The following is a 25,082-nucleotide window of genomic DNA, read 5'->3' on the forward strand; positions in this document are numbered from 1 at the left end:
GGAATTGCCTTTCTTGTCCGCCATCCGGGGCGGGCGAAAGGCAAATAGGCCTAATAAAGTAAAGGATAATGCCATGTTCACCCAAGATACCTTCAGCTTCCTCAGCGAACTTGAGCAAAATAACGACAGGGATTGGTTCAAAGCCAACCAAGGGCGTTACGAGGATAAGGTCCGCACGCCGGCGCTGCAGCTGATAACCACCCTGGCGCCGGGAATTCAAGCCCTGTCACCCAGACTGACGGCGGTGGCAAAAAAAGTCGGCGGCAGCCTGATGCGGCCCCAGCGCGACAGTCGCTTCAGTGCAGACAAGCGCCCCTACAAGACCAACGTCGGCATCCAGTTCCGCCATTTCCAGGGCAAGGATGTGCACGCCCCCGGCCTCTATCTGCATATTGCCACCGACGGCTGCTTTATCGGTGCCGGAATTTGGCACCCCGAGGCCCAGGCTCTCAATGCCATTCGCAGCTGCATGGATGAAAATCCCAACGGTTATCGCAAGGCGCTGACCCAGTTGCAGGCCGGTGGTTTCGAGATGGAGGGCGACAGCCTAAGCCGGCCTCCTCGGGGCTATGACAAGAGCCATGCACTGATTGATGAGCTTAAGCGCAAGGACTTTATTGCCATCAAGCCCCTGAGCCAAGAGCAAGTCCTGGCCCCTGATTTCGCCACAAATTTGCTGGCGGAGTTTGAGGCCACCCAAGCACTGATGTCCTACCTGTGCTTTGCCTTGAATCTGGATTACTGAGGTTGGAAAAGGCGCAGTTCCCTGTGTGCCGAAGAGGCACTGCGCAACCGATTCTGTTACACTGGCGCCCTGATTTTCAGCGGGCGCAGTAATTTTGAGTGCACAAGTTTCCCCGGCCGAGGTTGCCGTTAAAAGAGCGGGCAGCCACAGCCACACCATCAAGCAGCTTTTCAACGACATAATGGAAAGTGGCCAGAGTGCCGATAGGGTGCTGGCCGCCTATTTCAAGCTCAATCGCAAACATGGCTCCAAGGACAGAAAGCTTATTCGTGAGACCCTGTTTGCCCTGTTTCGCTGGTGGGGCTGGGCCCGCAAACTGCCCCTTGAGGGCGATGCCCTCTGGCACGGGCAACTGGCCCTGTGTGCCGCGCTGGAGCAACATCCCTGGGAAGACATTCGCGCTGCCTGGGCCATGGAGGCCGGTTGGCAGCAACTGGCACTGCCCGGCTTTGATACCCCCTCTGCCACCGCTCTGCAGCTGAGCCAACTGCTGGCGCCGGTGCAATTTCATGCAGCCGATCTCGTGCCCGACTGGTTCTGGCCCCTGTTGCCGCCACTGGATGACGCCGAACGGGAAGCGCTTCTGACCAGCCTGTGCAAACGGCCCCCCATTTGGGCCAGGGCCCAGGGAATGGCGCGCGACAAGGCCGTGAGCGACCTGCGCGCCCTCGGCATAGAGGCCAGCGCGGCCCCCTATTTCAGCGATGCCCTGAGCCTTGGCAGCAAGAGCATCAATCTCAATGAAATTACCCTCTACACTGCAGGTAAGCTTGAGATACAGGATCTGTCCTCCCAGGTGATAGGCCAGGTCTGTGACCCCAAGCCGGGTGAGTCCTGGTGGGATGCCTGCGCCGGTGCCGGCGGCAAAAGCCTGCAACTCAGCTCGCTGATGGCCAACAGAGCTACATCGGCCAATGCAGGCCAAATCGTCGCCTCTGACATCCGCGCCCTGGCCTTGGAAGAGCTGGGCAAGCGAGCCCGGCGCGCCGGTTTTGCCAACATCAGCGTCGCCCGTTGGCGCAGTGACGCCCTGCCGGTGGATGCAGGCAGTTTTGATGGCGTGTTGGTGGATGCCCCCTGCAGTTGCACCGGCACCTGGCGCCGCAATCCGGACATGCGCTGGCTGGACTCGGCCACCGCGGTCACTGACAAGCCTGAACTGCAGTTGGACATACTGCGCCGCGCCAGTGCCGCGGTCAGAGAAGGCGGCGTGCTGGTGTATGCCACCTGCTCCCTGGCCGAGGCGGAAAACCGGGCCGTGGCCGAGGCGTTTCTCGCGGCCCACCCGGAGTTTAGCCCCGAAGAATTCACCCACCCCTTCAGTGGCGAGCGCTGCACTATGGCCACGGTCTGGCCGCAGCAAGCCAACAGCGACGGCATGTTTGTCGCCCGCTTTCGGCGCCTGGATTGATCCTACCCCCGGGGCCGCCTTGCCCGTTAAGGAATGGCCCCGGGAAATTCACTCATACTTTTCTTTCAGTGGCGAACGCTGCACCTTGATCACGGTCTGGCCACTGTCTGGCCACTGTTCGCCCACAACAGGCCAACTGCAACGGCATGTTTGTCGCCCGTTTTCGGCGCCTGAATTGATCCAATTTGTGTCCGGCAACGGGGTCACCTTGAGCACCAAGGTTATGCCCCGAATGCCAGGCGCACCCCATTACAAAAACTGAATAATCATTTCCTTTTAATATCAAATAAATAACCAACACCTTCACCTTTGGGTTGCCACTAACAACAGCTGCCGTGATTGAGCGCAACTCATGCAATATTTTTCACCATAAAACGGTAAAAAATTCGCTTTAGCTTATTGAGACCTTTGGGTAAAAAGAAGCCGTGCCGAGAATGGCACAGTTCTATTCGGAAATAGTTACCATGTCACACTCCTACGAATTTGATGATGAAGAATCGCCATGGGGCGACCATGTCAAAGGGAAGCAAAAGAACAAACGGGTTAAGCAACGCCGCCGTGATACCAAGCGCCGTTACTCAGATGAGCATGCAGAGGTGGAATTTCTCCAGAATAAATGGAAGTAAGGTGCTCCGGGGTTTAGCTTGAACCCCACAAATGAGCCGCTGATCCCGATAGTACAGTCAGTTCAATAAAGTACAGCCAGTTCACTAAGCCAGGGGCAGGTTGAGCATTCAGCTTGCCCAAGCGGCAAACTTCGCGACCTCTGAACCAACCCACTTATCAACCAAGCTGCCAACCTATCTCATTCAGGGGTGCAGAGCCTCACCCTATCACCCACTTGCTGTTGCATCAGGGCAAGGGCATCAATATCCGCTTTCAGCGGAAAAAAGTACCAACCTATGCGGTTGCCGGTGCCGCGAATGCTGAGGTAGTCGCCGAAGAATTGCCAGCCGGCCCGCAGCAGATTGTCGCGGCTGGCACTGTTTTCGGCACGCACTGTGGCGAACAGCAGACTCAAGCCCATCTCCCTTGCGGCCGCCATCCTGGCCTGGGTCAGACTTTTGGCAATCCCACTGCGGCGCGCGTCCGGAGCCACCATAAGATAGCCCAGTTCCCCCACCTCCCCCGTACCGGCCTTGATGGCGGCGCAGCCGAGCAATTGCCCCTGCTGACGGGCCAGCAACAGCAGCCGGGCCCGGCGCAATTGCTCCGGATCCAGTGGATGGTGGTTATCATCCCGGGATTGCAGCAGGGCAATGGCGGCATCGAAGTCCTCGGGGCTGCGGGCAGCGGTTATCTCAAGCTCCATTTCAGACTCACAAAAACAGCAGGGTCGCCAGACCGAGGAAGGTGAAAAAGCCCACCACATCGGTGACAGTGGTCAGGATCACCGACCCCGACAGGGCCGCATCCTGATTGAATTTTTGCAGCAGCATGGGAATGGCTACCCCCGCCACCGCGGCCACCAGCATATTGATCAAAATAGCGCAGGCGATGGCTATACCTATGACGCTGTCATTGAACCACCAGGATGCCACGGCGCCAATCACCAGGGCCCAAAGCAGGCCATTGACCGCCCCAATGCCGAGTTCGTTCTTCATCAACGACATCAGGTTACCGCCGGAAATTTGCCCCATGGCCATGCCACGGATCATCAGGGTCAGGGACTGACTGCCGGCGATACCGCCCATGGAGGCCACAATGGGCATCAAGACCGCCAGCGCCACCACCTGGGCCAATACGTTCTCAAACAGACCAATGGTGGCCGAGGCCAAAAAGGCGGTCAGCAGATTAATGCCAAGCCACACGGCGCGGCGCCTGGCACCCTTGAGTATGGGCGCAAACAGGTCGTGGGACTCATCCATACCGGCGGTCGCCATCAGCTGGGCCTCGTAGTGCTCACGCACCAAGGCCGTGGCGGTTCTCAGTGTCACCCGGCCGATAAGGCCCCCCTCATAGTCCACCACCGGCAACTCCACCTCACGGCTGTGTTCCAGGGCTTCGGCGGCCTCCAACAGTGAGGCATCGGCGCTCAGGGCCCGGCTGTCTTCCGACAACAGGCTGGCCAGGGGCTGTTCCGGACCGTGCCGGAACACATCATGGCGCCGAACCGTGCCCTGGTAGTGCTCCTGCTCATCCACCAGAAACAGGTTGTCATTGCAGTCCAAATCGATACGACGGAAAAAGCGTTGCGCCTGGCCAACCGTGGCCTTGGTGCTGAGCACCAGCATCTGGTGATCGGCATAACGACCGATCTCGTTTTCATCGTACTGGTTATAGAGTTCGAAGTGCTGCCGCTGGCGCTCCCCCATCTGGGCCAAAGCCCTGTCGGTGTAGCTCTCCGGCAGGTAGTCACTCCACTCGATCAAATCTTCGGGACTCAACTGGGCAAACAGCAAATCCACTTCGCTGTCGGGCATTTGCCGCAAAATTCCCATGCGGGGATCGGCACGCATCAGGCTGAGCACTTCCACCCGGTCGGCGAATTGCACTTGTTGCCAACGCTCATAACGCTCATCCAGCGGCAGCGCTTCCAGCAACAGGGCCACAGTGCCGGGTTCGGCTTCCTCGAGAATGTCACTGAACATCTCGGCCTGCTCTTCACCCTCGGCGCCGGTCAACTGCTGTACCACTACCCCGACTTCATTCTGGGGATGCAAGTTAATGTCTTGTTCGCTATTGAGTTCTGTCACCGGGCCGTCCATCCGTTCACATTTGGGCTGACTATATTGGCAAACCCGGGTGTTCGCAACGACACATTTATATTGCGCACAATTAAATTGTGTAATTAGTTATTTTACTCTAGACTGTTTGTTAACCAGTGATCCGACATGAGGTTTTCCATGAGTTCAATTTACGATGTGAGCGTGACCCGCATAGATGGCAGTACCCAGTCCATGGCCGACTACCGCGGTAAGGTGCTGCTGATAGTCAATACCGCCAGTAAATGTGGTTTCACCCCGCAGTATCAGGCACTTGAGCAATTATACCGGGACTACAAGGACAGAGGTTTTGCCATACTCGGCTTTCCCTGCAATCAGTTCGGCGCCCAGGAACAGGGCAGTGAGAGCGAGATCCAATCCTTCTGTGAGCTGAATTTCGGCGTCAGCTTTCCCCTGTTCGCCAAGCTTGAGGTCAACGGAGCCAACAGCCATCCTCTCTACCAGCATCTGAAAGACGCCGCCCCCGGCCTGCTCGGCAGCCGCAGCATCAAATGGAACTTCACCAAGTTTCTGGTCGATGCTGATGGTCGGGTGCTGGAGCGTTTTGCGCCCACCACCAAACCCGAGGCGCTGACGCAAAAAATCGAGTCGCTGCTGCCGCAGTCATAGGCAAGTATTTGATAGTCAGTGACAAATAAAATTGTTTAAAAAATACTCGGATCGGTGGGAACTTTTACCGCATGGGACTCTCAAAATGTATGAACACTGGAATAGGTTTTTCATGTTCATCATTCTCCCTGGGACTTCTAGCGCAGTCCCCTTGATCCAAGAAGGATCGAAGGCAACCGAGGTAGGTTGCCTTTTTTTATGCCATGCAGAAAATTTTTTCAGAAATCGTGAACTTTTGTTTTTGCCGGGACTCTGAATAAGTGAACCGAATTTTGTATGTGTGCCTTCGGGCTTAACAGCTGAGTTTCACGTTCGTCATCATCTCCCTTTAGGGACAGTATCGTAACCGCTAGCGCAAACCTCGATGCTTATCCTGACACTGAATTGTTCGGCAACCCTCTGGGTTGCCATTTTTTTATCTGTCTATCAGCTCATCCCTGTTCCGCCTATTCCCAAGCCAAAATGCGATCCAATTGCACCTGCAGTGACGGATGGTAGCCGGGGCGGGCACGGCGATAAATGTCGCCAAGCTCCTGCTGATAACCCGCCAATTGCAGTTCCAGATACAGGGGACGGACAAATTTCGCCCTACCAATACGGGCTAAAAACGCCCCCAACGCAGGCAAAACAGGATCGTAGTTATTGCGAATGGCGACCCGGAACCAGTCGCAGGCAATTTCGCAATTGCCGCTGTCACTGAAACCAAAGCTGTCATCCAGTTCCATCAACTGTGCCTGGCTGAGACATTCAGGCAAACGGGAAAAGAAATATTGCCAATGTTGCACCCGCCATTTGGCCACATCGAGGGACAGTGCCGGCTGGCCGTTAAGCCAACTCGCCAGTGCGTCGTCGACCTTGGTCAAACTGGAAGAGCTGGGGGCCACAAAGCTTGGAGGCAGGCCCGAGCCATAAATCCACTCCATGAGTTCCGCTTTGCTCAGGCAATCGGCGAAGGCCGACAGCAGATGCTGCTCGGCATAGGCGACAAAATCTTCCGTGGTAATGGCCTGGAAGGCGAAATGCGCCAGATAATCGCGCAATGCCCTGTCAAAACGCTCGCGGCCAATGCGTCTTTCGAGGAAATGGACAAACATCGACGCCTTGTCGTAGGTAAAGCGATTGAAGGCCAGGTTGGGATCGCTGCGCTGCAGATTGGCGGGCAAGGTCTGTTGTGACCTCAAGGTAGAAGCCATCTCCTCCCGCAGCCGACCGTACTCTATCATCAGCTCCAGTTGCGCCTGCTCGGTACCATAAACCGCTTCCACTATGCGGTTGGTGAAATAGGTGGTAAAGCCCTCATTGAGCCAGAGATCGCGCCAGGTGGCATTACTGACCAGGTTACCGGTCCAGGAATGGGCCAGCTCGTGGGCCACTGTAGCGACCAGGCTCTTGTCTCCTGCGATCAGGGTGGGGGTCAAAAAGGCCAAACAGGGATTTTCCATGCCGCCGAAGGGGAAACTCGGCGGCAGGATCAGCATATCGTAACGTTGCCAGCGATAGGGACCGAGCAAATTCTCGGCCACCTGCATCATCTGTTCTATGTCTTCAAATTCCTTTGCCGCGGCCGCCAGCATACCTGGCTCGGCAAACACGGCGCTGCGTGGACCAATTTCCTGCCGGGCTATGTCGCCGACCGCTATGGCCAGCAAATGGGTCGGGATAGGTTTGTCCATCTCAAAGCTGAAGGCACCGTCGGCGCCGCGCTGTCCCAGATTCAAGGCGCTCATCACCACCTGCATCCCTTCTGGGGCCATAACCCTGGCGCTGAAACTTATTCTGGCCTTTGGGGTATCCTGCAGCGGGATCCAACTGCGGGCATTGATGGGCTGGGACTGGGAAAACAGAAATGGCAGTTCGCCTCCCAGGGTTTGCGCCGGGCTCAGCCACTGCAGTCCCTGTGCCGATGGTGAGGTTTGGTATTCTATCTCAATCCAGGGGCTGGCCTCCTTGAGGCTTATTTGCATCCCCTGCCCCAATACCTCGCTGAACTGGCACAACTGCCAATCCAAAGGGCGAGCTTTAGAATCGTAAACGGCCGAGATAGCCAAATCCCGGCAATCCAGCCACAGACAGCGGCTGTCCGGCGCCACATAATCCAGCATAAGACGCACCCGCCCCTGAAGCCTTTGTTGCTCGAAATCGATACCGAGGGTTAAATCCAGGTGTTCCACCCGGATCTGCTCCGGATTGGCGAAAGAGTGAAAATCCCTCTGGGGGTGATAGTGCTGACTCAAGTGAACGCCCTGCGCAAATGAATGAATCCACATTATGCCTGCTAAGGTAGAAGTCAGCCAGCGAGCCAGGAAATGCAGGGGAGATTGCAGGAACAAATCAATCCCTGGCACGGGTGGCCACAAGGTGTAAATATTTTTAACTTGGGGTGAACCAACTGCCGGAGGGCCTGTCAGATTATGTGAACCGAATTGATTTTGACGTTCATCATCATCCTCCCTTCCGATGGTTGTCAGATATGACCATCACGAGTTTCTGAATTGGAACTACCGCGACCTCAGGGTCGCATTTTTTTATGTCTTTTTGCCAACAAAAACAAAAAAGCCTCCCGAAGGAGGCTCTTTGAAGGAGCTGGAATTACAGGCGGATGCCGGCTTTTTCCAGATCTTTGGCGATAACACTCTTAGGCAGAGCGACATAGCCATCTTTCTCAACAACTTGCTGACCTTGCTTGGACAGGATGAAGCGGATGAATTCACGCTCCATTGGGGCCAGATCCTTGTTGGGGTGCTTGTTCACGTACACGTAGAGGTAACGTGACAGAGGGTAAGTACCGTTGGCCGCGTTTTCAGTGGTCGCATCGATAAACTCGTTACCCTTCTTGGAGATAGCCAGGGCGCGAACACCGGCAGTCTTGTAACCAATACCTGAGTAACCGATGGCGTTCAGAGATTGAGACACAGACTGAACCACAGAGGCGCTGCCTGGTTGCTCGTTCACGTTGGCCTTGAAGTCACCTTTACACAGGGCGTGCTCTTTGAAGTAACCGTAGGTACCGGATACAGAGTTACGGCCGTACAGTTGGATGTCTTTGGCTGACCAGTTGCCATCCAGACCTACATCGCCCCAACGCTCCAGGTTGGTACCACCACATTTCAGGGTGGAAGAGAAGATGCCGTCAACCTGCTCCATGCTCAAACCCTTGATTGGGTTGTCTTTGTGCACGAATACGGCCAAGGCATCGATAGCTACGCGAATCGCGGTTGGCTGATAGCCATAGTGTTTTTCGAAGGCTTCAACTTCGTTGGGCTTCATCTTGCGGCTCATTGGGCCGAATTGAGAAGTACCTTCGGTCAGGGCTGGTGGCGCAGTGGAAGAACCGGCAGCCTGGATTTGGATGTTTACGTTTGGATAAACTTGCTTAAATTCTTCGGCCCACAGGGTCATCATGTTGGCCAGAGTATCTGAACCAACAGAAGACAGGTTACCGGATACGCCGCTGGTCTTTTGATATTCAGGCAGTGAAGGATCCAGGGCAGCCATGGAAGAGGCTGAGAATACACCAGCGGCCGTTAAGGTAACCGCGCCGACAAGCTGTTTCAGTTTCATTTTTTGCTCCAGTGTTTAGCGTACTTGGTTTCTAAAACGCAGCCAGTATCAACTGCCACAATGACAAGTCTATGACCTCTAAATGACACTTGTATGACAAGCAGCATTTTTTATTGGCTTGGGATCCGCACAGAATAAAACAGGCCCAAACGGGCCTGTTTTTATGTCCTATGTTTACCAAATTCCCGTTCAGGCACGCTTGCTGTCGGCATGCTCCAGCAGGTGGGTCGGGATAACAAAGCTGAAGGTACTGCCCTTACCCAGCTCACTGCTGATGGCAAGCTCGCTGTGGTGGTGGCTCAGGGCATGCTTGACTATGGCGAGGCCCAAACCGCTGCCACCGGTGGCCCGTGAGCGGGCACTGTCGACCCGGTAAAAGCGTTCGGTCAGACGACTGATGTGCTGGGGTGCAATACCCTCGCCAGAGTCGGTAACCGAGAAACGGGCACCGTTGGCGACACTGCGCCAGCTGACACTGATTTTGCCACCGGGTTCGGTATAACGAATGGCGTTGGAAATCAGATTGCTGCAGGCACTGCGCAACTGCAGCTCGTTGCCATGGGTATTGAGCCCGGTTTCACAATGGAAACTCAGTTCATATTGCCCCTGCGCCAGGGCTTCGGCTTCATCCTTGAGGATTTGCATCATCTGCCCCATGTTGACCGTATGCTCCAGACTGATATCCGAGGCATCTTCAATACGTGACAGGGCCAGCAGCTGTTCCACCATGGATTGCATGCGCTTGGTCTGCTGCTCCATTAACGCCAGCGGCCTGGCCTGCAGAGAGTCGGGTTCGGCCATCCCCTGCATCATCTCCAGATAGCCCTGCAACACGGTCAAGGGCGTTTTGAGCTCATGGGACACGTTGGCAACAAACTCCTTGCGCATGCCTTCCAGCTGACGGATGCGGGTGATGTCGCGGGCGATAAGCAGCAACTGCCTGTCGCCATAGGGCATCAACCTGACTTCCAGACGGCGTTTGTCCGACACAGGTGACGCCAGCTCCAGGGGTTCGCGGAACTGTTGCTTCTTCAGGTAGGCGGAAAAATCCGGATCCCTGAGCAGGTTGTCTATGCGCTGTCCATTGTCCTGGGGCCACACCAAACCCAGGATCAACTGCGCCAGCTTGTTGCACCAGAGGATATTGAGATCCGAATCCAGCACCACGGCGCCATCGGGCAAGGCCTCCGCCCCCTGGCGAAAACGGCCCAGCAGGGACGCCAACTGGGAGACCCGGCGACGGTTCTTGCCCTGCAAACGGTAGATGCCGTTGAATACCCCTTCCCAACTGCCACTGCCCTGAGGCGGAGTCAGGCGACGATCGTGCCACAACCAATGATTAAGACGGCCGAGCTGGCGATAGTGCCAGCCCAGCAGAATGATGCAGGTCAACAACAATACCCACAGCAGCTGACCGCTGAGCAGGCCTATGACCAATGCAAGGGCAAGGTAAATCATCAACCTGGAAGCCAGGCGATACCCTGAATAGGAGTCGAACATCTCAAGTGTCCAAGCGTCGTGCTATGGGGGCACAAGATAGCCGAAAAGGCCATCCGTGCCTATAGCCAGCCACTATATGCGTGTCGAAAAGCGGTAGCCGGCGCCGCGCACTGTCTGGATCAGCCTGTCGTGCCCTGACACTTCCACCGCTTTACGCAGGCGACGGATATGCACATCCACGGTTCTGTCTTCAACATAGACGTTGGTACCCCAGACGTTATCCAGCAGCTGCTCGCGGCTGTAAACCCGCTCCGGGTGGGTCATGAAAAAATGCAGTAAGCGAAACTCGGTGGGGCCCATGTCCAGCACAGTGTCGCCGACAGAAACCCTGTGACTCACCGGGTCCAACATCAACCCCTGAACGTCAATGGTTTCTTCCAGACGGGTCGGTGCCGCGCGGCGCAACACAGCCTTGATGCGGGCGACCAGCTCCTTGGGAGAAAAGGGTTTGGTGATGTAATCGTCGGCGCCTACTTCCAGGCCCTTGACCTTGTCCTCTTCCTCTCCGCGGGCGGTGAGCATTATGATGGGGATCTGGCGGGTAAACTCGTCCTGCTTCAGGCGTTTGGCCAGCTGGATACCACTGCCTCCGGGAAACATCCAATCCAGCAGGATGAGATCCGGGAAGGGCTCCTTGAGCAGGGACAGTGCCGAATCGAAATCCTCTGCCGCTATAGTGGTGAACCCGTGTTGTTCCATTACAAAGGTCAGCATCTCGCGGATGGCCAACTCATCTTCAACTATCAAAATCCGTGCAGTCATAAGCGATGTTCTTCAGTGAATTTCCACACTGCCATTATTGGTCAGTTTTATTACAAAATTATGAAGCGAGCGGTCGACAATGTCATTAAACCCAAAAAATTGTCATAATTGCAATAATTTAGCTGATTTCATTGTCAGTAAAATCCCATAAAAAAAAGGAGACCTCAGGTCTCCTTTTTGCCATAAGCAGGTTCAGCTTAGAACTTGTGTTCGATACCTACACCGATATAGTCTTCAGATTCGGTTGAAGCATCCATATCGCGAGTGGTGTAGAAGGCCAGCAGTTTGGTAGGCTTGCCCAGTTTGTAGTCAGCACCGATAGACCAGGAATCACCTTTATCTTCCATGTCCTGATATTGGGCTTTCAGTACTACGGCATTAATATGGTAAGCCGCGCTCAGCAGGAAACCGTCGGTGCTGGTACCGCCAACTGATTTTTCCTGTTGCTGGTACATACCACCCAAGGTGAAATCGGCCAGCTTGGCCTGAACAGTGGCACGCAGAATGTCGTAACCAGCCACTTCAGAATCATAAGCAAGGGCGGCGTACACAGGAGTATTCTTCAGATCCTTGTCACCGTACATGGCGGCCAGAGAGAAACCATCTTCGCCACCCTGAGTCTTGGCAGCTTCGGCGGCATAGGTCACGCCCAGACGGAAGTTGTTCATGGCAGGTGTCATGTAGGTCACTGTCTGTTCAACGCGGTTGTCACCCTTGAACAGGTGCTTCAGGTCACCAGACAGGTCGTTGAACAGGTCAACGTTACCTTGGGAATTCTTCATCATGGTGTCATTACGACCCAGAGAAACGGCACCGAAAGCACCTTTCAGGCCGACAAACTGGTTACGGGCCAGGAAGTTGTCTTTGGCATCGTTGCCGGTATCCACTTCATATTCCACAGTGTAGAAGGCTTCCAGTGAGCTGCTCAGCTCGAAATCACCTTTAACACCCAGACGAGAAGCGTTGCTTTGTACAGTAGTTTCTGACTCTACGCCGTCGTCGTTGGACTGGGCAGTCACGTTTACCTTACCATAAACAGTCAGAGGCTCAGCGGCCTGGGCAGACGCGAGAGTGGCAGCGGTCAGTGCAGAAGCGAGTAAAGTTTTGCAAAACACGTTCATCATTTAATCCTTTCGACGTTCTGTTCGTCTTGGTTATTGGTTTGGAACGAGCGCAAGTTTGCAACGGATATATTGCAGTTTTATTTCACTGCTGCAGTAAGCTGCATCATTCGGTGAATAATGCAGCACAAAAGCAAATATTATTAATATTTAACAACGCCTTAAGATGATTTTTACACTGTGTGACAGTTTGATGAATTCTGTGGCTGCCGCAATTTCAATACGGGTTTACCCCCGCAGGTGTATGGCTTACACTGCGGTTTTATTTTTTGGCAGAGCCTAAGCTATGTGGTTTAAAAATCTCACCCTGTATCGATTCAACAAACCAGTGTCCCTGGACGCGGAGACACTGGAAAAAGCGCTGGCCGATTTTACCTTCTCCCCCTGTTCCAGCCAGGACATCAGCAAATTCGGTTTCTCCAAGGCCCTGGGCAAGCAGGGCGATGCCCTGGTTCACAGTGCCAACAACCGCCATTTGATTTGTGCCACCAAGGAAGAAAAGATCCTGCCCGGCCAGGTCATCAAGGAAGCACTGGAAGAAAAAGTGGGTCAGCTGGAAGCAGAAGAAAATCGTAAGCTGACCAAGAAAGAAAAAGATGCTCTCAAGGATGAAATCACCACCAGCTTGCTGCCCAGGGCCTTCTCCCGCCGCAGCCAAATTCATGCCTTGATCCTGCCTGAGATCAATATGATCCTGGTGGATAGCTCCAGCGCCACCAAGGCGGAAGAGCTGCTGGCCCTGCTGCGCAAAGCCATCGGCAGCCTGCCGGTGATCCCGGTGAGTTTTGAGCAACCACTGGAAGTGCAATTGACCGAATGGCTCAAGCAGGGTCAGGCGCCCGCCCCGTTTGAGATGCAGGACGAAGCCGAACTGAAGGCGGTGGCCGATGAAGGTGGCATAGTTCGCTTCAAGCAACAGGTGTTGACCGAAGATGAAGTGCTGGCCCATTTGGAAACCGGCAAGCAGGTGACCAAACTGGCACTGCATTTTGGCCAGAGCATCGCCTTCCTGCTGCAGGCAGATGCCAGCCTGAAGCGCCTGAAGTTCTCGGAAGAATTCCGTGCCGGCAATGACGAGGTCGGCAATGACGATCCCATGGCCCGCCTGGATGCCGATTTTGCCCTGATGGGCTCTGAGCTGGTGGCGCTGATGACCAGCCTGGTGGATGTACTGGGTGGTCTGCCAGACGCAGAGTAAACTCCTGCCTCAGCCCACAGGCATGACACAATTAACCTTTGAGTTATGCCTGTGGGACTCTTATGCTTGTTGGGTATCGTTTTTCAACCGGATAGCACCATGTTCCCAGCGAGCGAATTCCGTCTTAACGCCTCCCATTTACCCCAATGGCGCTACACCATATTTCGCCGCCTGTTCGGCTTTATGGCCGTCTTCTGCATCCCCGTGTATGTGACCAGCATCTACCTGTGCATTGCCCAAGGTCTGTGGGCCATGGTGATAGTGGACACCCTGGCCTATCTGTTATTGCTGGGATTGCTGTTCTTCCCCGAACTCAGTGACAGGCAACGTTACCTTATGGGCTCCGGCCTCTGCTACGGCATAGGCGCCGCTTTTATGGTGTCTGTGGGCCCCACCGGGGCCGGTTGGTTCTGGATGTTCCTGTTTCCCCTGCTCACCGCACTGCTGCTGGGATTCAGCGCCAGTATTTGGGCTCAGGTAATCAATGCCCTGACCCTGATTGCCATAGGTATCGCCTATCAGCAACAGCAATTGCAGTGGCCACCGCTGCCGGCCTACAGCACCACAATTTACTTTGTGGTGTTGATTAACTTTATGGTGCTCAATGCCATGTTAAGCCTGTCCATCGCCTTTTTGATGGACAAGCTGAGCAAGTCGCTGGAAGAGGCCATCAGCTCCAGGCAGGCCACTGTCATAGGTCTGGCCAAACTGGCCGAATACCGGGATAACGACACCGGAGAGCACCTGCTGCGTATGGCCCAGTACGCCAGATTACTCGCAACCCGGCTGGCCGGCAGTCACAATCCACCGGATGAGCTGACGGAGGAATTTATCGATTACATAGGGTTGGCCTCGACCCTGCACGACATAGGTAAGGTCGGCATCCCCGATGCCATATTGCTCAAACCCGGGCGCCTCAGCGATGAGGAGTTTGAAACCATCAAGGGCCATCCGCAGATAGGGGCCGGGGTACTGAGGGATCTGCAGCAATACGCGCCAAGCTGTCAGCTGCTGTTACTGGGTGAACAGATAGCCTCCGGACACCACGAAAAGTGGGATGGCAGCGGTTATCCCAGGCAACTGGAAGGCAAGGCCATTCCGCTTGCGGCGCGAATTGTGGCCCTGGCGGATGTCTATGATGCCCTGACCAGTCAAAGATGTTACAAACGCCCCTACAGCCATGAAGAGGCGCGGCAAATCATTATCGAGGGTCGTGGCAAACACTTTGATCCGCAATTGGTGGACGTGTTTCTGAGCAACGAAGCCGATTTTATTGCGCAAGCAAAACAACAGGATGCCACCGAGCAACAGTCCATGGCCAGTTAGGGCGGTGATGTTTCAGCGCCCGGTTTCCCCCTGATCGACTATCCCGTCGATCTTATCCAGCCAGCTATGCTGTAATTTTTGCAGCCGGCCATCCTTGCGGGCATGACTGATGGCGCCATCAAACAGGACCACCAACTGCGGGGAGACAGAGCTGCGGGCAAACAGCAGATGAATAGGCTCGCGGCTCGGCACCAGGGGCTGACGCTCAAGCCTGACACCTTCCACCTGACGGGCGATATAAGGTAAGGCCAGGCTGTCACCAATCACCACCTCGCCGCGGCCATGGGCCAACATCTGAATACTGCGCTCCGCATCCGGACTGGCGATCAACTGCTGCCGGTTGCTGAGCTGGTTACGCAGCCGCTCAAATTCATTGCCGTACCAGCCACTGGAAGGCAGCAACAGCCGATAGCCCAGATCCAGCAGCTGTTGCCAACTGTGGATCGGTTCCAGCTGGGAAGCCGAATCAAGCTCAAACAGCGCGACCTCTTCCTCCCTGTATGCCAGGGAAAAATGCCCATATTGGGCCCGCTCGGCGGTAAAACTGGCTCCCATCATGAGATCCAGCGCCCCCTGACGCAACAGCTGGTGACTGCGCTTGGCCGGCAGCAGCTGAAAATCGAGCTCGCAGCCCACCTCGGTCGCCAGCAAACGTAAAATGTCCACGTCCAGGCCCCGGGTCACCCCGTCGCTTTCCTGCCAGGCATAGGGCGGCCAGTGATTAAAGCCCACCCGCAGTGGCTGCTCACAGTCGGGAGCAGACCACACAGGTGCAATCATCAGTAGCAACAGCAAGCTTAATAAACGCAAGGGCACTGTCTCCCGGGCAGCGGTGGGTTACTCCCACTGAGTATAGTTCGCACTGCTGCAAGTCTGAGGCAAGGCCCCATTGCCGCAGACAAAGCCAGCCCCTCAAGGCTGTGCCAGGCGCTGTTGCAGACTCTCCAGGCGTTGCCGCTGGACATGGGTCAGGCTTGGCTCAGCCTCAAGCAGTGCGGCAAGGCGCTGAGCGGCGGCCTCTTTATCGCCCTTGTCCAGCAAGGTGCTCACCTCCGCCAGCATCGCATCCACATCCACAGGCTCGGGTAGCAAGGCCGTTCTGGCCGCCTCCGGTACCTGCTTGGCGGCACGGGACATTGAAACTGACGGCGCCAGAGCGGCAGAATCTGCGCTACTCGCATCTGCACTGCCTGGCGAGCTCATCACAGGAGCAGGCAACGCCTGCTCCATCGACTCAAGGGACAGGGACTCTGGGTTCAGGGGCAAGGACTCGGGGTTCAGGGGTAAGGGATCGCCTCCCTGCATGGCGGGGTTGAGCCACACCAGAGCCACCACCAAGAGCAAGGACGCTGCGCTGCTGATGGCCAAAGGATTCTCCCGCCACCAAGGCCGGTTCACCTTGGGCTGTCCCAAGCCTTGCCGCGCCATGTCCAGAATGCGGCTATCGACGGTCTCGCCGGGCAACTCATCGGCCCCCTCCCGGTAAAGCGCATCCAATTGCTCCGCACTGCGGCGCTCTTCGGTGCCCATGTCGGCAAATTTTTGCTCAGAGGACTTCATCGACACTCTCCTGCAAACGCCGGTTCAAACACTGACGCAAACTCTGGTAGGCATAGCGTACGCGACTCTTGCAAGCCTCGAGGGATACACCGGCAATCTCGCTGATGGCCTGGGCAGTCAGCCCCATTTCACTGCTGAGCAAAAACGCCTCCTTCTGTACCGTCGGCAAGCGTCCAATGCACAGCTTAAGGGCCAAGGCCTGCTGATGCTGCAGCGCTGCGGATTCCGGCGTATTGGCATCACCAACATGTTCCAACTCAAACTCCTGCAGCTGATCCAGGGGTTTGACCGCCCGCACATGATCTATCAGCAAATTGTGGGCGATGCGATACAACCAAGTGGTAAATTTGGCGCTGACCTGATAACTCGGCGCCGCTTTTATCACCCGCCCCCAGGTTTCCTGATACAAATCTTCGGCCAACTGTTTATCCCCCAGTTGGCGCACAAAAAAGCGGTACAGTCCGCCCTTGTGCCTCAGGTACAGGCATTCGAAGGCGCGGATATCGCCACCGGCATAATCCAGCATCAGGCTTGCATCGCTCTGGGTATCCCTTGCCACCGCGGATAAGGCTGTCATCTGTTGCTCTGTTAAGGCATGAATAACAACAGTTTGCCCCTTGCCCGCCCGCTTGTCCATGCGCGAAAAGCCGCGATGGCGTTCACCATTGCTACACTCGTGCCGCCCCTTTTCGCGGGGATCCTTTGGGTTATAAACGCCACAACACGACAAAGGGGTTATTTTCTTCCTGCACCCCAACTCCGGTAAAAAATGCCAACTTGATCACAAAATGCGTTCCAGACGAACCTCTACAATAATGGCTCTCCTTCCCTGCTCCGACCTGTCATGCACCGTACCCATCTGACGTCCCTTAAACCCGGCCACGCGCTGCAGGATAGCCTGCGTAATAATTACAACCGCAAGGCACTTATTCATGATCTGCTTGCCGGCACCACGGTCGGCATAATCGCCATCCCCCTGGCCATGGCGCTGGCTATCGCCAGCGGCGTAGCGCCACAATACGGCCTCTATACCGCCATTGTCAGCGGCATGATCATCGCCCTGTGCGGCGGTTCACGCTTCAGCGTCTCCGGCCCCACCGCCGCCTTCGTGGTATTGCTCTTTCCTGTGGCCAGCGAATTCGGTCTGGGCGGCTTGCTGCTGGCAACCCTGATGTCGGGGCTCATACTCATAGCCATGGCAGTATTGCGCCTGGGACGCTTTATTCAGTACATACCCGAGCCCGTCACCCTTGGCTTTACTGCAGGGATTGCTGTGGTCATTGCCACCTTGCAGCTTAAAGATGTGCTCGGACTGCCTATCGAGACCATGCCCGCCGAGTATCTGGGCAAGCTGGCGGCTCTGGGAACGGCACTGCCGAATTGGCACCTGGCCGAACTCTTGGTGGCAAGCATCACTTTGCTGACTCTGTTGCTGTGGCCCAGGCTCAAGACGCCTCTGCCGCCCCATCTGCCGGCGATCCTCATCGGTGCCCTGCTGGCCTGGTATCTGGGGCAAAATGGCATGGCGGTCGAGACCATAGGCAGCCGCTTTCACTACCTGCTTACCGATGGCAGCCGCGGTGACGGTATACCGCCACTGCTGCCGCAATTTGCCTGGCCCTGGGATCAGGTAGATGCCAAGGGCCAGCCGCTGCAACTGTCCTTGTCCCTTATCCAGGCCTTGCTGCCTTCGGCCTTTGCCATTGCCATGCTGGGCGCCATAGAGTCGCTGCTGTGTGCCGTGGTGCTCGATGGCATGACAGGTACCCGCCACAGTGCCAACAGCGAACTGCTGGGCCAGGGACTGGGTAATCTGATCGGACCCTTTTTCGGCGCCATTCCCGCCACCGCTGCCATCGCCCGCAGCGCCGCCAACGTCCGCGCCGGAGCCCGCAGCCCGCTGGCCTCCATCTTCCACGCTCTGGTGGTTCTGCTGGCCTTGCTGGCGTTAACCCGGATACTGGCTTACATCCCCATGGCCACCATGGCAGCCCTGCTGATGCTGGTGGCCTGGAACATGAGCGAAGCCCCCAAAGCCCTGAAGCTGCTGCGCCAGGCTCCGGGCAGCGACATCCTGGTGTTCCTGTGCTGCTTTGGCCTGACCGTGGTGTTTGACATGGTCATAGCCATCACGGTCGGCATAGTGCTGGCCTCATTGCTGTTTATGAAAGAAATTGCCGCCATGACCCGCTTAACCGACATCAGTGATAATCCCAGGCATGTGCCCCAACCGCTACCGGCAGACTGGCAGGTGTATCGCATTGATGGGCCGCTGTTTTTTGCCGCCGCCGACAATCTGTTTTCGGAACTCATGTTACGGGGCAAGGACAGCCGTTATCTGGTGCTGGACTGGCAAAACGTGTCCCTGCTGGATGCTGGGGGGCTGGCTGCCCTGGAGCGCTGCATCAAGTGGGTGATTCAGGAGCAGAAAGAGCTGCTGATTGCGGCCGTGCCTTTCCAGGGCCTGCGGGTGCTGGCCAAGGCCGGCATCAGGGGGATCCCGGGGCACCTGAGTTTTTACCATGAACTGCAGGCGGCCCTGCCGCAGCACAGTGATCAGCATCCAGCGCCCGCCACCCCCTCCCAGACATAGGTTCCGACATAAGCAGACCTCAGCTCGATAGGCGCTGGCCGGCAGGCCTGCGCCTTCCTGCCGGGGGCGATCGAAAAGGCAGCCAAAACCACGCCGCCATGCTATCATTTCGCCCCATTCAAGCTCCCGCTGGCGCCAAGCCTGCGCGAAAGCCCAAGTACCCTAGCCTGCTCACAGGCAAATATAAATAAAATCAGTTGTTAAGGAGTTATCATGCAAGCCCTCGTTGCTGTCGTAATGGGATCCAAGAGTGATTGGCCCACCATGGAAGCTGCCGCAGAGATCATGGATAAACTGCAGGTGCCTTATCATGTTGAGGTGGTTTCCGCCCACAGGACCCCGGACAAGTTGATGGATTTTGCCGCCACCGCAGCAGACAAGGGCTTTCAGGTGATCATCGGCGGCGCCGGTGGTGCGGCCCACCTGCCGGGCATGCTGGCCTCCAAGACCCGTTTGCCTGTACTGGGCGTACCGGTACAGAGCAAGGCACTCAATGGCATGGACTCCCTGCTGTCGATAGTGCAGATGCCCAAGGGCATTGCCGTCGGCACCCTGGCCATAGGCACAGCCGGTGCCTTCAATGCCGGGCTGCTGGCCTGCCAGATCCTGGCCAACAATGATGCCGCCCTGGCCGAGCGCCTGGAAGCCTTCCGCGCCGAGCAGACCCAAAGCGTACTGGACAATCCGGATCCGAGGGACGAGTAATCATGGCGAGCAAGCAAAAAGTCTGGGTACTGGGCAATGGTCAGCTCGGTGCCATGTTGAGCCATGCGGGTCAGCCACTGGCAATTGAAGTGCTGCCGGTGGACATCATGACCCCGACAGATGTCAAACTGCTGCTGGCCGACGATGACATTATCACCGCCGAGCGCGAGCAGTGGCCGGAATCGGCCCTGAGCCTGCAACTGTCCAGCCACAGAAATTTCATCAATGGCCCGGTATTTGGTCGCCTTGCGGACCGCTACAGCCAAAAATCCCTGCTCGACGAGCTCAAGGTCGCCACCGCCCCCTGGGAACTGGTGGATGACAACACAGACGTCAACGCCCTGTATGCCAAATACGGCGAGCGGGTACTGATGAAGCGCCGCACCGGCGGCTACGATGGCAAGGGCCAGCACTGGCTCAAGCAGGCCGAAAACGGTCAAATTCCCGCTGACTGGCGCAACCTGGCCATCGCCGAGCAGGCCATCGACTTCGATGAAGAAGTGTCCGTGGTGGGCGTGCGTACCCACAGTGGCGAATGTTTCTTCTACCCCCTGACCTTGAACCTGCACCAGGATGGCATTTTGATGGCCTCCATCTCGCCGCTGCCAAGATTGGCGCCGTTGCAGGACGAAGCAAATGCCATGCTCGGCACCATAATGCACGGGCTTAACTATGTGGGCGTGATGGCCATGGAATGCTTCCGGGTCGGTGAACACCTGCTGGTGAATGAATTGGCGCCACGGGTACACAACTCGGGTCACTGGACCCAGGCCGGTACCCATATGGATCAGTTCCAGCTGCATCTGCGGGCCCTGTGCAACTTGCCCATCCAGCAACCCCAGGTGAATTTCCCCTGTGTCATGGTCAACCTTATCGGTATAGACAAGGACGACCGTTGGCTGAGCCTGCCCAACGCCGAGCTGTTCTGGTACGACAAGGAAGTGCGCCCCGGCCGCAAGGTGGGCCACCTGAACCTGTCGGTACATAACACTGCCATGTTGGAAGACAGCGTAGCCAAACTCAAGTCCTGGATGCCGCTCCAATACCAGGCGCCGCTGGAGTGGATCCTGCGCAGCAGTGAGTTTTAAGCAGCATTAAATCCCGTAATGCGGCCCGGATCACAGCCCCGTCTCTACGGGGCTGTTTGCTATCTGTGGTACTTTGGCAGGCAACCTGGCTATAATGGCTCAGCTGATTTTGGCAAAATGGACTGCATAAAGTGAAGCAACGGGATAGCCTCAAACGTAAACGCATAGATACCCTCGACTACCGCTTTCATATTCTGCTGCTGGCACTGCCACTGGCCCTGTTTATGGGCTTGTTTATGCTGTTTGCCCCCGAAAGCGGGGTGAACTGGATGGCCCTGTTGCTGGTATGCCTGGTCTATCTGCTGGGATACAGCCTCAGCTACTATTTGCATCAGGGCAGGATCAGCCGCCTTTGGCACCATCTGGAACAGGTGGTCGGGATCAACGACGCCACCTATGAGCTGGTGCTTCTCTCCAGCCATTATCAGGACGAACACGCCTTTCTCGACGCCCTGCTCAACAAGGCGGTCAGTGTGATCAATGGCGCCGAAATGGGCAGTATTATCCGGGTCGACCCCGACACCCATCAGCTGGAATTTGAGTCCTGTGTTGGCATAGATATCAGCCGCCTGAAGACGATTCACTTCACCCTGGAGCAATCCTTTGAGTACCGACTCACCAAGGGCAAATGCGACCGGGTGGTGGTCATAGACGATATGCGCAATATCAATGCCGGCAGCACACTGTCAGAGGAAGAGCAGGAAATACTGCTGACCGCAGCCAAGGACCCCATACGCTCCACCCTCTCCAGCCCAATCCACATCGACGGCAAGCTGTACGCCATGCTGAATCTCGACAGCAGCCAAATGGGCGCCTTCAGCGACTATGACCGCAACCTGGTGTCGATACTCACCCACGAGGCCGCCAACGCCATTTCCCTGTACCAGAAATCCCGGCGCATTACCCAGCTGGCCCAATTCGACACCCTGACCGGACTGCACAACAGGCGTCATTTCGAAGAGCAGGTGCCCAACTGGCAGCACAATGACAGTCTGGGCAGCTTCCTGGTGCTGATTGATATGGATAACTTAAAGAAAATCAATGATCAGCTCGGGCATACCCGGGGCGATCAGGCACTGAAGCTATTGAGCCAGGTGATGCAGAAATATTGGGGCAAGAAGCAACTGCTGGCCCGTTTCGGTGGCGATGAATTCGTTGCCCTGTGCCAGGGGCCGGAATACCGCCTGCAGGAACAACTGCAATGTATGTTGGAAGAGTTGGCCGACGGCCCCATCAAGGTAGGATTCAGTTATGGCATAGTGCCCTATGCCGGTCATTGGGAACAGGCCTTTACCCTGGCCGATGCCGCCATGTACCGCCACAAGGGCAACCGCAAAAGGGTCGCCAACCTCTAGCAGGCCGTAAGACTAACGAGCCTGGTTAGCCGAAAAATACCCGCCACAACCAGGATGAGTCCAGATCCTCCTTGCAGCCCTTATATTGGGCAGCATAGCGTTTGGATCTGGCATCCACCTTGGCGGCCACCTTCAGCAGCCAGGGTTTGCCCTTATGCGTCCCCTTGCGATATCCGCCCCAGCCTTCGTGATAATTGAGGTATTGGGCCCTGGCGTCCCATTTGGACACGCCATTCAACTTATGGGTCTTGGTGATAAACCAGCCCATAAAATCCATGGCATCATCAAAATCACTGCGGCTGGCCCAGCCATTGTCCGTCTCCCTGACATAGTCGTCCCAGGTGAGGGTTTTGGCCTGGGCATAGCCATAGGCATCACTGGCGCGGCCAATGGGGATAAAGCCCAGCACATACTCCATGGGCGGTGCGGCGTCGTGTTTGAAAGAACTTTCCTGATACATCATCGCCAGCGGCACGTGCACGGGAACGCCCCATTTGTCACGGGTCGCCACCGCAGCGTCGTACCAGCCCCTGTGCTCCTTGAAGATGGCACAGAGGTTATCGGGATCCTTTGGCGGGGATGTGGCGCAGCCTCCCAGGCTCAGCAGCAACAGCGGGAGGACAGCCTTGGCCTTGGGGGTCATAGGGCATCCATTCTGAGAGTGAGGAAAAAAGTGTCCCATTAACTTCAATGGGATGCAATGCACTGTGGCTCAGTTTTGCACATCCGGCTCACACTCCACAGCCTCTTCCTGCCACACCTTGGGCTGCCAGTAATCCGGGTTATTGCCCACGTAGGGCTTGTCGGTATACAGCTGCGCCGCCAGGTGATAACGCTTACCGGCCTCAACCTTAAGATCCAAATACTTGGTGCCACGGGCGGCCAGAGCCACCTTCAGGCGTGGATCGTCAATCAGCTCGGCCAGGGTAAAACGATACACCCCGGGGCTCAGACGAAAATTGGGCCGGGACAATACCGCCTTGTCATTGAGGTGGGTCACCACCACCCGGTACAGATGTTCCGCAGCCGGGGGCTCCAGATAGCCCGAGACAATGCCGCAGCTGAGCTGCACATCGGGGGCCGAAGAGCAGCCCCCCAGCAGCAACAGCAAGGGCAAAAGCTTTCTCACGATGGTACCTTGAAATAATCGGCCAGGAAGCTGTCGAAATCCTGGGTGTCAGCCGCTTCCAGCGCTTGCTGCTTGTCGAGCGAGGCCTTGGCTTCGTCTTTGTACCCCTGCTCCACCTCGGCACTGAGTGGATAGGCTTTGAAATATTCCTGGTACTGATTGGCCAGGGTCATTACCCAATCACTGTGGTCCTTTCCCTCAACCACTATGGCCTGATGAATGCGTCCGGACAGGGTATAGGCGGGATTCTCAACCGCGGCGCGCCAGACGGATAAGGCCTCGTGGTAAGCCTGGGTGTCATCATCGAGAAAATCCGCCAGCGCCGTCATGCGATCAAAAATTTCCAGCAACCAATCCTTGAGGCCCAGAGTTTCACCGCGGCGGCTGAGCATAAGTCCCGGGCGTCGCCCTTCGAGAATGACCTTGCGCAGGTTGGCGGCGATTTCCGCTTCCTCTGTGGCATCGGAGGCCGGTGACTCCTCAAGCAAGCAGTACAGCAGGAACAGATCCAGCAGCCTGAGTTGACTGGCCTCCACACCCACGGGGCTGAAGGGGTTCACATCCAGGGCGCGCACTTCAATGTACTCCACACCAGCTCGGGCCAGGGCCTCGGAGGGTTTCTCGCCCGTCCGGGTCACCCGCTTGGCGCGGATAGGGGCATAAAATTCGTTTTCTATCTGCAATATATTGCTGTTGAGCTGGCGATATTCGCCGTCCACCTTGACGCCAATCTCGGCAAACTTGGCCGACGGCATATGAATGGCGGCCTGGATCCCCGCCAGATAGTCCGGCAGTGAGTTGTAACTCAGATTCAGTGATCCCTGTTCGCGGTTGGTATAGCCCAAATCGCTCATCCGCAGCGAGGTGGCATAGGGTAGATACAGGGTGCCCTTGCCGGTGCGCTCAAAGGCCAGGTCAGTTTTTTGCCCCTTGATAAAGGAGGAACAGAGCGCCGGCGACGCCCCAAACAGGTAGGGCAGCACCCACACCAGGCGGCGGTAGTTGCGGATAAGGCCAAAGTAAGACTCGGACACAAAGTCCCCCACCGGCTCCCTGCCCTGCTTGCGGCTATAGGCTTGCAACAGGGGCCAGAGTTCGTCGGCAACCGAGAAATTGAAATGCACCCCGGAGATAATCTGCATCAGGGCGCCATATCTGTAGGTCAGTCCCTTGCGGTACAAAGTCTTGAGCCTGCCATTATTGGAGCTGCCGTATCGGGCGATGGGAATGTCTTCCAGCTTACCCACATAACAGGGCATGCTCACGGGCCAGAGTTTCTGACCATTGAGATTGCGGACACTGAAGGCATGGGTCTCGGTCAGGCCGGTCAGCAGGCTGTCAATATCGTGGGCCACGGGAGTAATAAACTCCAGCAAGGCTTCGCTGTAATCCGTGGTAATGCGCGAATGGGTCAGGGCTGAACCCAGCGCCCTGGGATGATCGTCCATGGCAAGCTGGCAGCAGGCATTGATCCTCAGGGCCTCACGTTCTATACCCCGGCGCATCCCCAGCAGCGCATTGCGCCCTGCTTCATCGGAGAGAAATTCCAGCTTCTCATTGAATTGTGTCAATTGATTTTCTCTACATTCTGTCGCGCCCTAGGGCACAGAGTACAGCCAGACCGCGTAGCCGACCGCCTGCTTTCAGACTGATTTCAAAATAATGCCAAACCCGGTTGCCAGGCAAGCAAATC

Annotated in this window: 23 protein-coding genes; 10 read left to right on the forward strand and 13 right to left on the reverse strand. The window is 56.3% G+C overall.

Annotation, left to right across the window (positions count from 1 at the left end; genetic code table 11):
• Window positions 1–73: 73 nt before the first annotated feature.
• The 3 genes from JYB84_RS12395 (at window position 74) to JYB84_RS12405 (ending at window position 2,782) form a co-directional block, all read left to right on the forward strand.
• Window positions 74–745 carry a DUF2461 domain-containing protein gene (locus JYB84_RS12395; RefSeq protein WP_207320375.1) on the forward strand — a complete coding sequence of 224 codons (672 nt, stop codon included), beginning with the start codon at window positions 74–76 and terminating at the stop codon, window positions 743–745.
• 94 nt (window positions 746–839) lie between these two features.
• A complete protein-coding gene (locus JYB84_RS12400; protein ID WP_228290767.1) occupies window positions 840–2,156 on the forward strand; it encodes an RsmB/NOP family class I SAM-dependent RNA methyltransferase in 1,317 nt (438 codons plus the stop codon).
• Window positions 2,157–2,620: 464 nt separating this feature from the next.
• Window positions 2,621–2,782, forward strand: a complete 162-nt coding sequence (locus tag JYB84_RS12405; protein ID WP_207320376.1) for a small highly charged protein — start codon at window positions 2,621–2,623, stop codon at window positions 2,780–2,782.
• A gap of 179 nt (window positions 2,783–2,961) precedes the next feature.
• Here the strand turns inward: JYB84_RS12405 and JYB84_RS12410 are convergent, their stop codons facing one another.
• Complete coding sequence (locus tag JYB84_RS12410) at window positions 2,962–3,468, reverse strand: GNAT family N-acetyltransferase (RefSeq protein ID WP_207320377.1); 507 nt, start codon at window positions 3,466–3,468, stop codon at window positions 2,962–2,964.
• Between the two features lie 7 nt (window positions 3,469–3,475).
• Window positions 3,476–4,852 (reverse strand): magnesium transporter, encoded by a 1,377-nt coding sequence (locus tag JYB84_RS12415; protein WP_207320378.1) that lies wholly within the window; start codon window positions 4,850–4,852, stop codon window positions 3,476–3,478.
• Window positions 4,853–5,002: 150 nt separating this feature from the next.
• On the opposite strand from JYB84_RS12415, the gene JYB84_RS12420 reads away from it, so the two are divergent.
• Window positions 5,003–5,491, forward strand: coding sequence for a glutathione peroxidase (locus tag JYB84_RS12420; protein WP_228290768.1), 489 nt, complete (start codon window positions 5,003–5,005; stop codon window positions 5,489–5,491).
• Between the two features lie 446 nt (window positions 5,492–5,937).
• On the opposite strand, the gene JYB84_RS12425 is transcribed toward JYB84_RS12420, so the two are convergent.
• The 5 genes from JYB84_RS12425 to JYB84_RS12445 all read right to left on the reverse strand — a co-directional run bounded on the left by JYB84_RS12425 (window position 5,938) and on the right by JYB84_RS12445 (window position 12,438).
• Window positions 5,938–7,758 (reverse strand): M1 family metallopeptidase, encoded by a 1,821-nt coding sequence (locus JYB84_RS12425; RefSeq protein WP_207320380.1) that lies wholly within the window; start codon window positions 7,756–7,758, stop codon window positions 5,938–5,940.
• A gap of 322 nt (window positions 7,759–8,080) precedes the next feature.
• Window positions 8,081–9,052: a PstS family phosphate ABC transporter substrate-binding protein gene (locus JYB84_RS12430; RefSeq protein WP_207320381.1), complete on the reverse strand. Its 972-nt coding sequence runs from the start codon at window positions 9,050–9,052 to the stop codon at window positions 8,081–8,083.
• Between the two features lie 189 nt (window positions 9,053–9,241).
• Complete coding sequence (gene phoR, locus JYB84_RS12435; protein ID WP_207320382.1) at window positions 9,242–10,552, reverse strand: phosphate regulon sensor histidine kinase PhoR; 1,311 nt, start codon at window positions 10,550–10,552, stop codon at window positions 9,242–9,244.
• A 72-nt stretch (window positions 10,553–10,624) separates the two neighbouring features.
• Entirely contained in the window at window positions 10,625–11,314 is a 690-nt protein-coding gene (phoB, locus tag JYB84_RS12440; RefSeq protein ID WP_207320383.1) for a phosphate regulon transcriptional regulator PhoB, read from the reverse strand.
• 197 nt (window positions 11,315–11,511) lie between these two features.
• Complete coding sequence (locus JYB84_RS12445) at window positions 11,512–12,438, reverse strand: porin (RefSeq protein ID WP_207320384.1); 927 nt, start codon at window positions 12,436–12,438, stop codon at window positions 11,512–11,514.
• 283 nt (window positions 12,439–12,721) lie between these two features.
• On the opposite strand from JYB84_RS12445, the gene rdgC reads away from it, so the two are divergent.
• Together rdgC and JYB84_RS12455 are read left to right on the forward strand one after the other, a co-directional pair.
• Window positions 12,722–13,633, forward strand: coding sequence for a recombination-associated protein RdgC (gene rdgC / locus JYB84_RS12450; RefSeq protein WP_207320385.1), 912 nt, complete (start codon window positions 12,722–12,724; stop codon window positions 13,631–13,633).
• A gap of 99 nt (window positions 13,634–13,732) precedes the next feature.
• Entirely contained in the window at window positions 13,733–14,959 is a 1,227-nt protein-coding gene (locus JYB84_RS12455; protein WP_207320386.1) for an HD-GYP domain-containing protein, read from the forward strand.
• 12 nt (window positions 14,960–14,971) lie between these two features.
• Here JYB84_RS12455 and JYB84_RS12460 read toward each other — a convergent pair whose 3' ends face one another.
• The 3 genes from JYB84_RS12460 to JYB84_RS12470 form a co-directional block, all read right to left on the reverse strand.
• Window positions 14,972–15,769: a substrate-binding periplasmic protein gene (locus tag JYB84_RS12460; protein WP_207320387.1), complete on the reverse strand. Its 798-nt coding sequence runs from the start codon at window positions 15,767–15,769 to the stop codon at window positions 14,972–14,974.
• A 102-nt stretch (window positions 15,770–15,871) separates the two neighbouring features.
• Window positions 15,872–16,519 (reverse strand): hypothetical protein, encoded by a 648-nt coding sequence (locus JYB84_RS12465; protein WP_207320388.1) that lies wholly within the window; start codon window positions 16,517–16,519, stop codon window positions 15,872–15,874.
• Window positions 16,506–17,096 carry a sigma-70 family RNA polymerase sigma factor gene (locus JYB84_RS12470; protein ID WP_207320389.1) on the reverse strand — a complete coding sequence of 197 codons (591 nt, stop codon included), beginning with the start codon at window positions 17,094–17,096 and terminating at the stop codon, window positions 16,506–16,508. The genes JYB84_RS12465 and JYB84_RS12470 overlap by 14 nt, the downstream gene beginning before the upstream one ends.
• Before the next feature lie 267 nt (window positions 17,097–17,363).
• On the opposite strand from JYB84_RS12470, the gene dauA reads away from it, so the two are divergent.
• From dauA to JYB84_RS12490, 4 genes are all read left to right on the forward strand, one after another.
• On the forward strand, window positions 17,364–19,112 hold the full coding sequence (gene dauA, locus JYB84_RS12475) for a C4-dicarboxylic acid transporter DauA (RefSeq protein WP_207320390.1): 1,749 nt from the start codon (window positions 17,364–17,366) through the stop codon (window positions 19,110–19,112).
• Between the two features lie 213 nt (window positions 19,113–19,325).
• A complete protein-coding gene (purE, locus tag JYB84_RS12480; protein WP_207320391.1) occupies window positions 19,326–19,817 on the forward strand; it encodes a 5-(carboxyamino)imidazole ribonucleotide mutase in 492 nt (163 codons plus the stop codon).
• Window positions 19,818–19,819: 2 nt separating this feature from the next.
• Window positions 19,820–20,905 carry a 5-(carboxyamino)imidazole ribonucleotide synthase gene (purK, locus tag JYB84_RS12485; RefSeq protein ID WP_207320392.1) on the forward strand — a complete coding sequence of 362 codons (1,086 nt, stop codon included), beginning with the start codon at window positions 19,820–19,822 and terminating at the stop codon, window positions 20,903–20,905.
• Window positions 20,906–21,036: 131 nt separating this feature from the next.
• Window positions 21,037–22,260 carry a sensor domain-containing diguanylate cyclase gene (locus JYB84_RS12490; RefSeq protein ID WP_207320393.1) on the forward strand — a complete coding sequence of 408 codons (1,224 nt, stop codon included), beginning with the start codon at window positions 21,037–21,039 and terminating at the stop codon, window positions 22,258–22,260.
• Window positions 22,261–22,285: 25 nt separating this feature from the next.
• Here the strand turns inward: JYB84_RS12490 and JYB84_RS12495 are convergent, their stop codons facing one another.
• The 3 genes from JYB84_RS12495 to gshA all read right to left on the reverse strand — a co-directional run bounded on the left by JYB84_RS12495 (window position 22,286) and on the right by gshA (window position 24,960).
• On the reverse strand, window positions 22,286–22,903 hold the full coding sequence (locus JYB84_RS12495; RefSeq protein ID WP_207320394.1) for a transglycosylase SLT domain-containing protein: 618 nt from the start codon (window positions 22,901–22,903) through the stop codon (window positions 22,286–22,288).
• Window positions 22,904–22,972: 69 nt separating this feature from the next.
• The gene (locus tag JYB84_RS12500; RefSeq protein ID WP_228290769.1) at window positions 22,973–23,389 is read right to left on the reverse strand and encodes a hypothetical protein; all 417 of its coding nucleotides are present in this window, start codon (window positions 23,387–23,389) and stop codon (window positions 22,973–22,975) included.
• On the reverse strand, window positions 23,386–24,960 hold the full coding sequence (gene gshA / locus JYB84_RS12505) for a glutamate--cysteine ligase (protein WP_207320395.1): 1,575 nt from the start codon (window positions 24,958–24,960) through the stop codon (window positions 23,386–23,388). Before gshA ends, JYB84_RS12500 begins: the two co-directional genes overlap by 4 nt.
• Window positions 24,961–25,082 lie beyond the last annotated feature (122 nt).

It is taken from the genome of Shewanella cyperi (assembly GCF_017354985.1).
Lineage (GTDB): Bacteria > Pseudomonadota > Gammaproteobacteria > Enterobacterales > Shewanellaceae > Shewanella > Shewanella cyperi.

Excerpts from the sequence above, each read along its gene's own strand:
- JYB84_RS12470 (WP_207320389.1), bottom strand. The coding sequence starts at position 17,096 with ATGACAGCCTTATCCGCGGTGGCAAGGGATACCCAGAGCGATGCAAGC.
- purE (WP_207320391.1), top strand. The coding sequence starts at position 19,326 with ATGCAAGCCCTCGTTGCTGTCGTAATGGGATCCAAGAGTGATTGGCCC.
- JYB84_RS12495 (WP_207320394.1), bottom strand. The coding sequence starts at position 22,903 with ATGACCCCCAAGGCCAAGGCTGTCCTCCCGCTGTTGCTGCTGAGCCTG.
- phoR (WP_207320382.1), bottom strand. The coding sequence starts at position 10,552 with ATGTTCGACTCCTATTCAGGGTATCGCCTGGCTTCCAGGTTGATGATT.
- JYB84_RS12420 (WP_228290768.1), top strand. The coding sequence starts at position 5,003 with ATGAGTTCAATTTACGATGTGAGCGTGACCCGCATAGATGGCAGTACC.
- JYB84_RS12425 (WP_207320380.1), bottom strand. The coding sequence starts at position 7,758 with ATGTGGATTCATTCATTTGCGCAGGGCGTTCACTTGAGTCAGCACTAT.
- phoB (WP_207320383.1), bottom strand. The coding sequence starts at position 11,314 with ATGACTGCACGGATTTTGATAGTTGAAGATGAGTTGGCCATCCGCGAG.
- dauA (WP_207320390.1), top strand. The coding sequence starts at position 17,364 with ATGCACCGTACCCATCTGACGTCCCTTAAACCCGGCCACGCGCTGCAG.
- JYB84_RS12430 (WP_207320381.1), bottom strand. The coding sequence starts at position 9,052 with ATGAAACTGAAACAGCTTGTCGGCGCGGTTACCTTAACGGCCGCTGGT.
- JYB84_RS12465 (WP_207320388.1), bottom strand. The coding sequence starts at position 16,519 with ATGAAGTCCTCTGAGCAAAAATTTGCCGACATGGGCACCGAAGAGCGC.
- JYB84_RS12410 (WP_207320377.1), bottom strand. The coding sequence starts at position 3,468 with ATGGAGCTTGAGATAACCGCTGCCCGCAGCCCCGAGGACTTCGATGCC.
- purK (WP_207320392.1), top strand. The coding sequence starts at position 19,820 with ATGGCGAGCAAGCAAAAAGTCTGGGTACTGGGCAATGGTCAGCTCGGT.
- JYB84_RS12455 (WP_207320386.1), top strand. The coding sequence starts at position 13,733 with ATGTTCCCAGCGAGCGAATTCCGTCTTAACGCCTCCCATTTACCCCAA.
- JYB84_RS12405 (WP_207320376.1), top strand. The coding sequence starts at position 2,621 with ATGTCACACTCCTACGAATTTGATGATGAAGAATCGCCATGGGGCGAC.
- JYB84_RS12395 (WP_207320375.1), top strand. The coding sequence starts at position 74 with ATGTTCACCCAAGATACCTTCAGCTTCCTCAGCGAACTTGAGCAAAAT.
- JYB84_RS12445 (WP_207320384.1), bottom strand. The coding sequence starts at position 12,438 with ATGATGAACGTGTTTTGCAAAACTTTACTCGCTTCTGCACTGACCGCT.
- rdgC (WP_207320385.1), top strand. The coding sequence starts at position 12,722 with ATGTGGTTTAAAAATCTCACCCTGTATCGATTCAACAAACCAGTGTCC.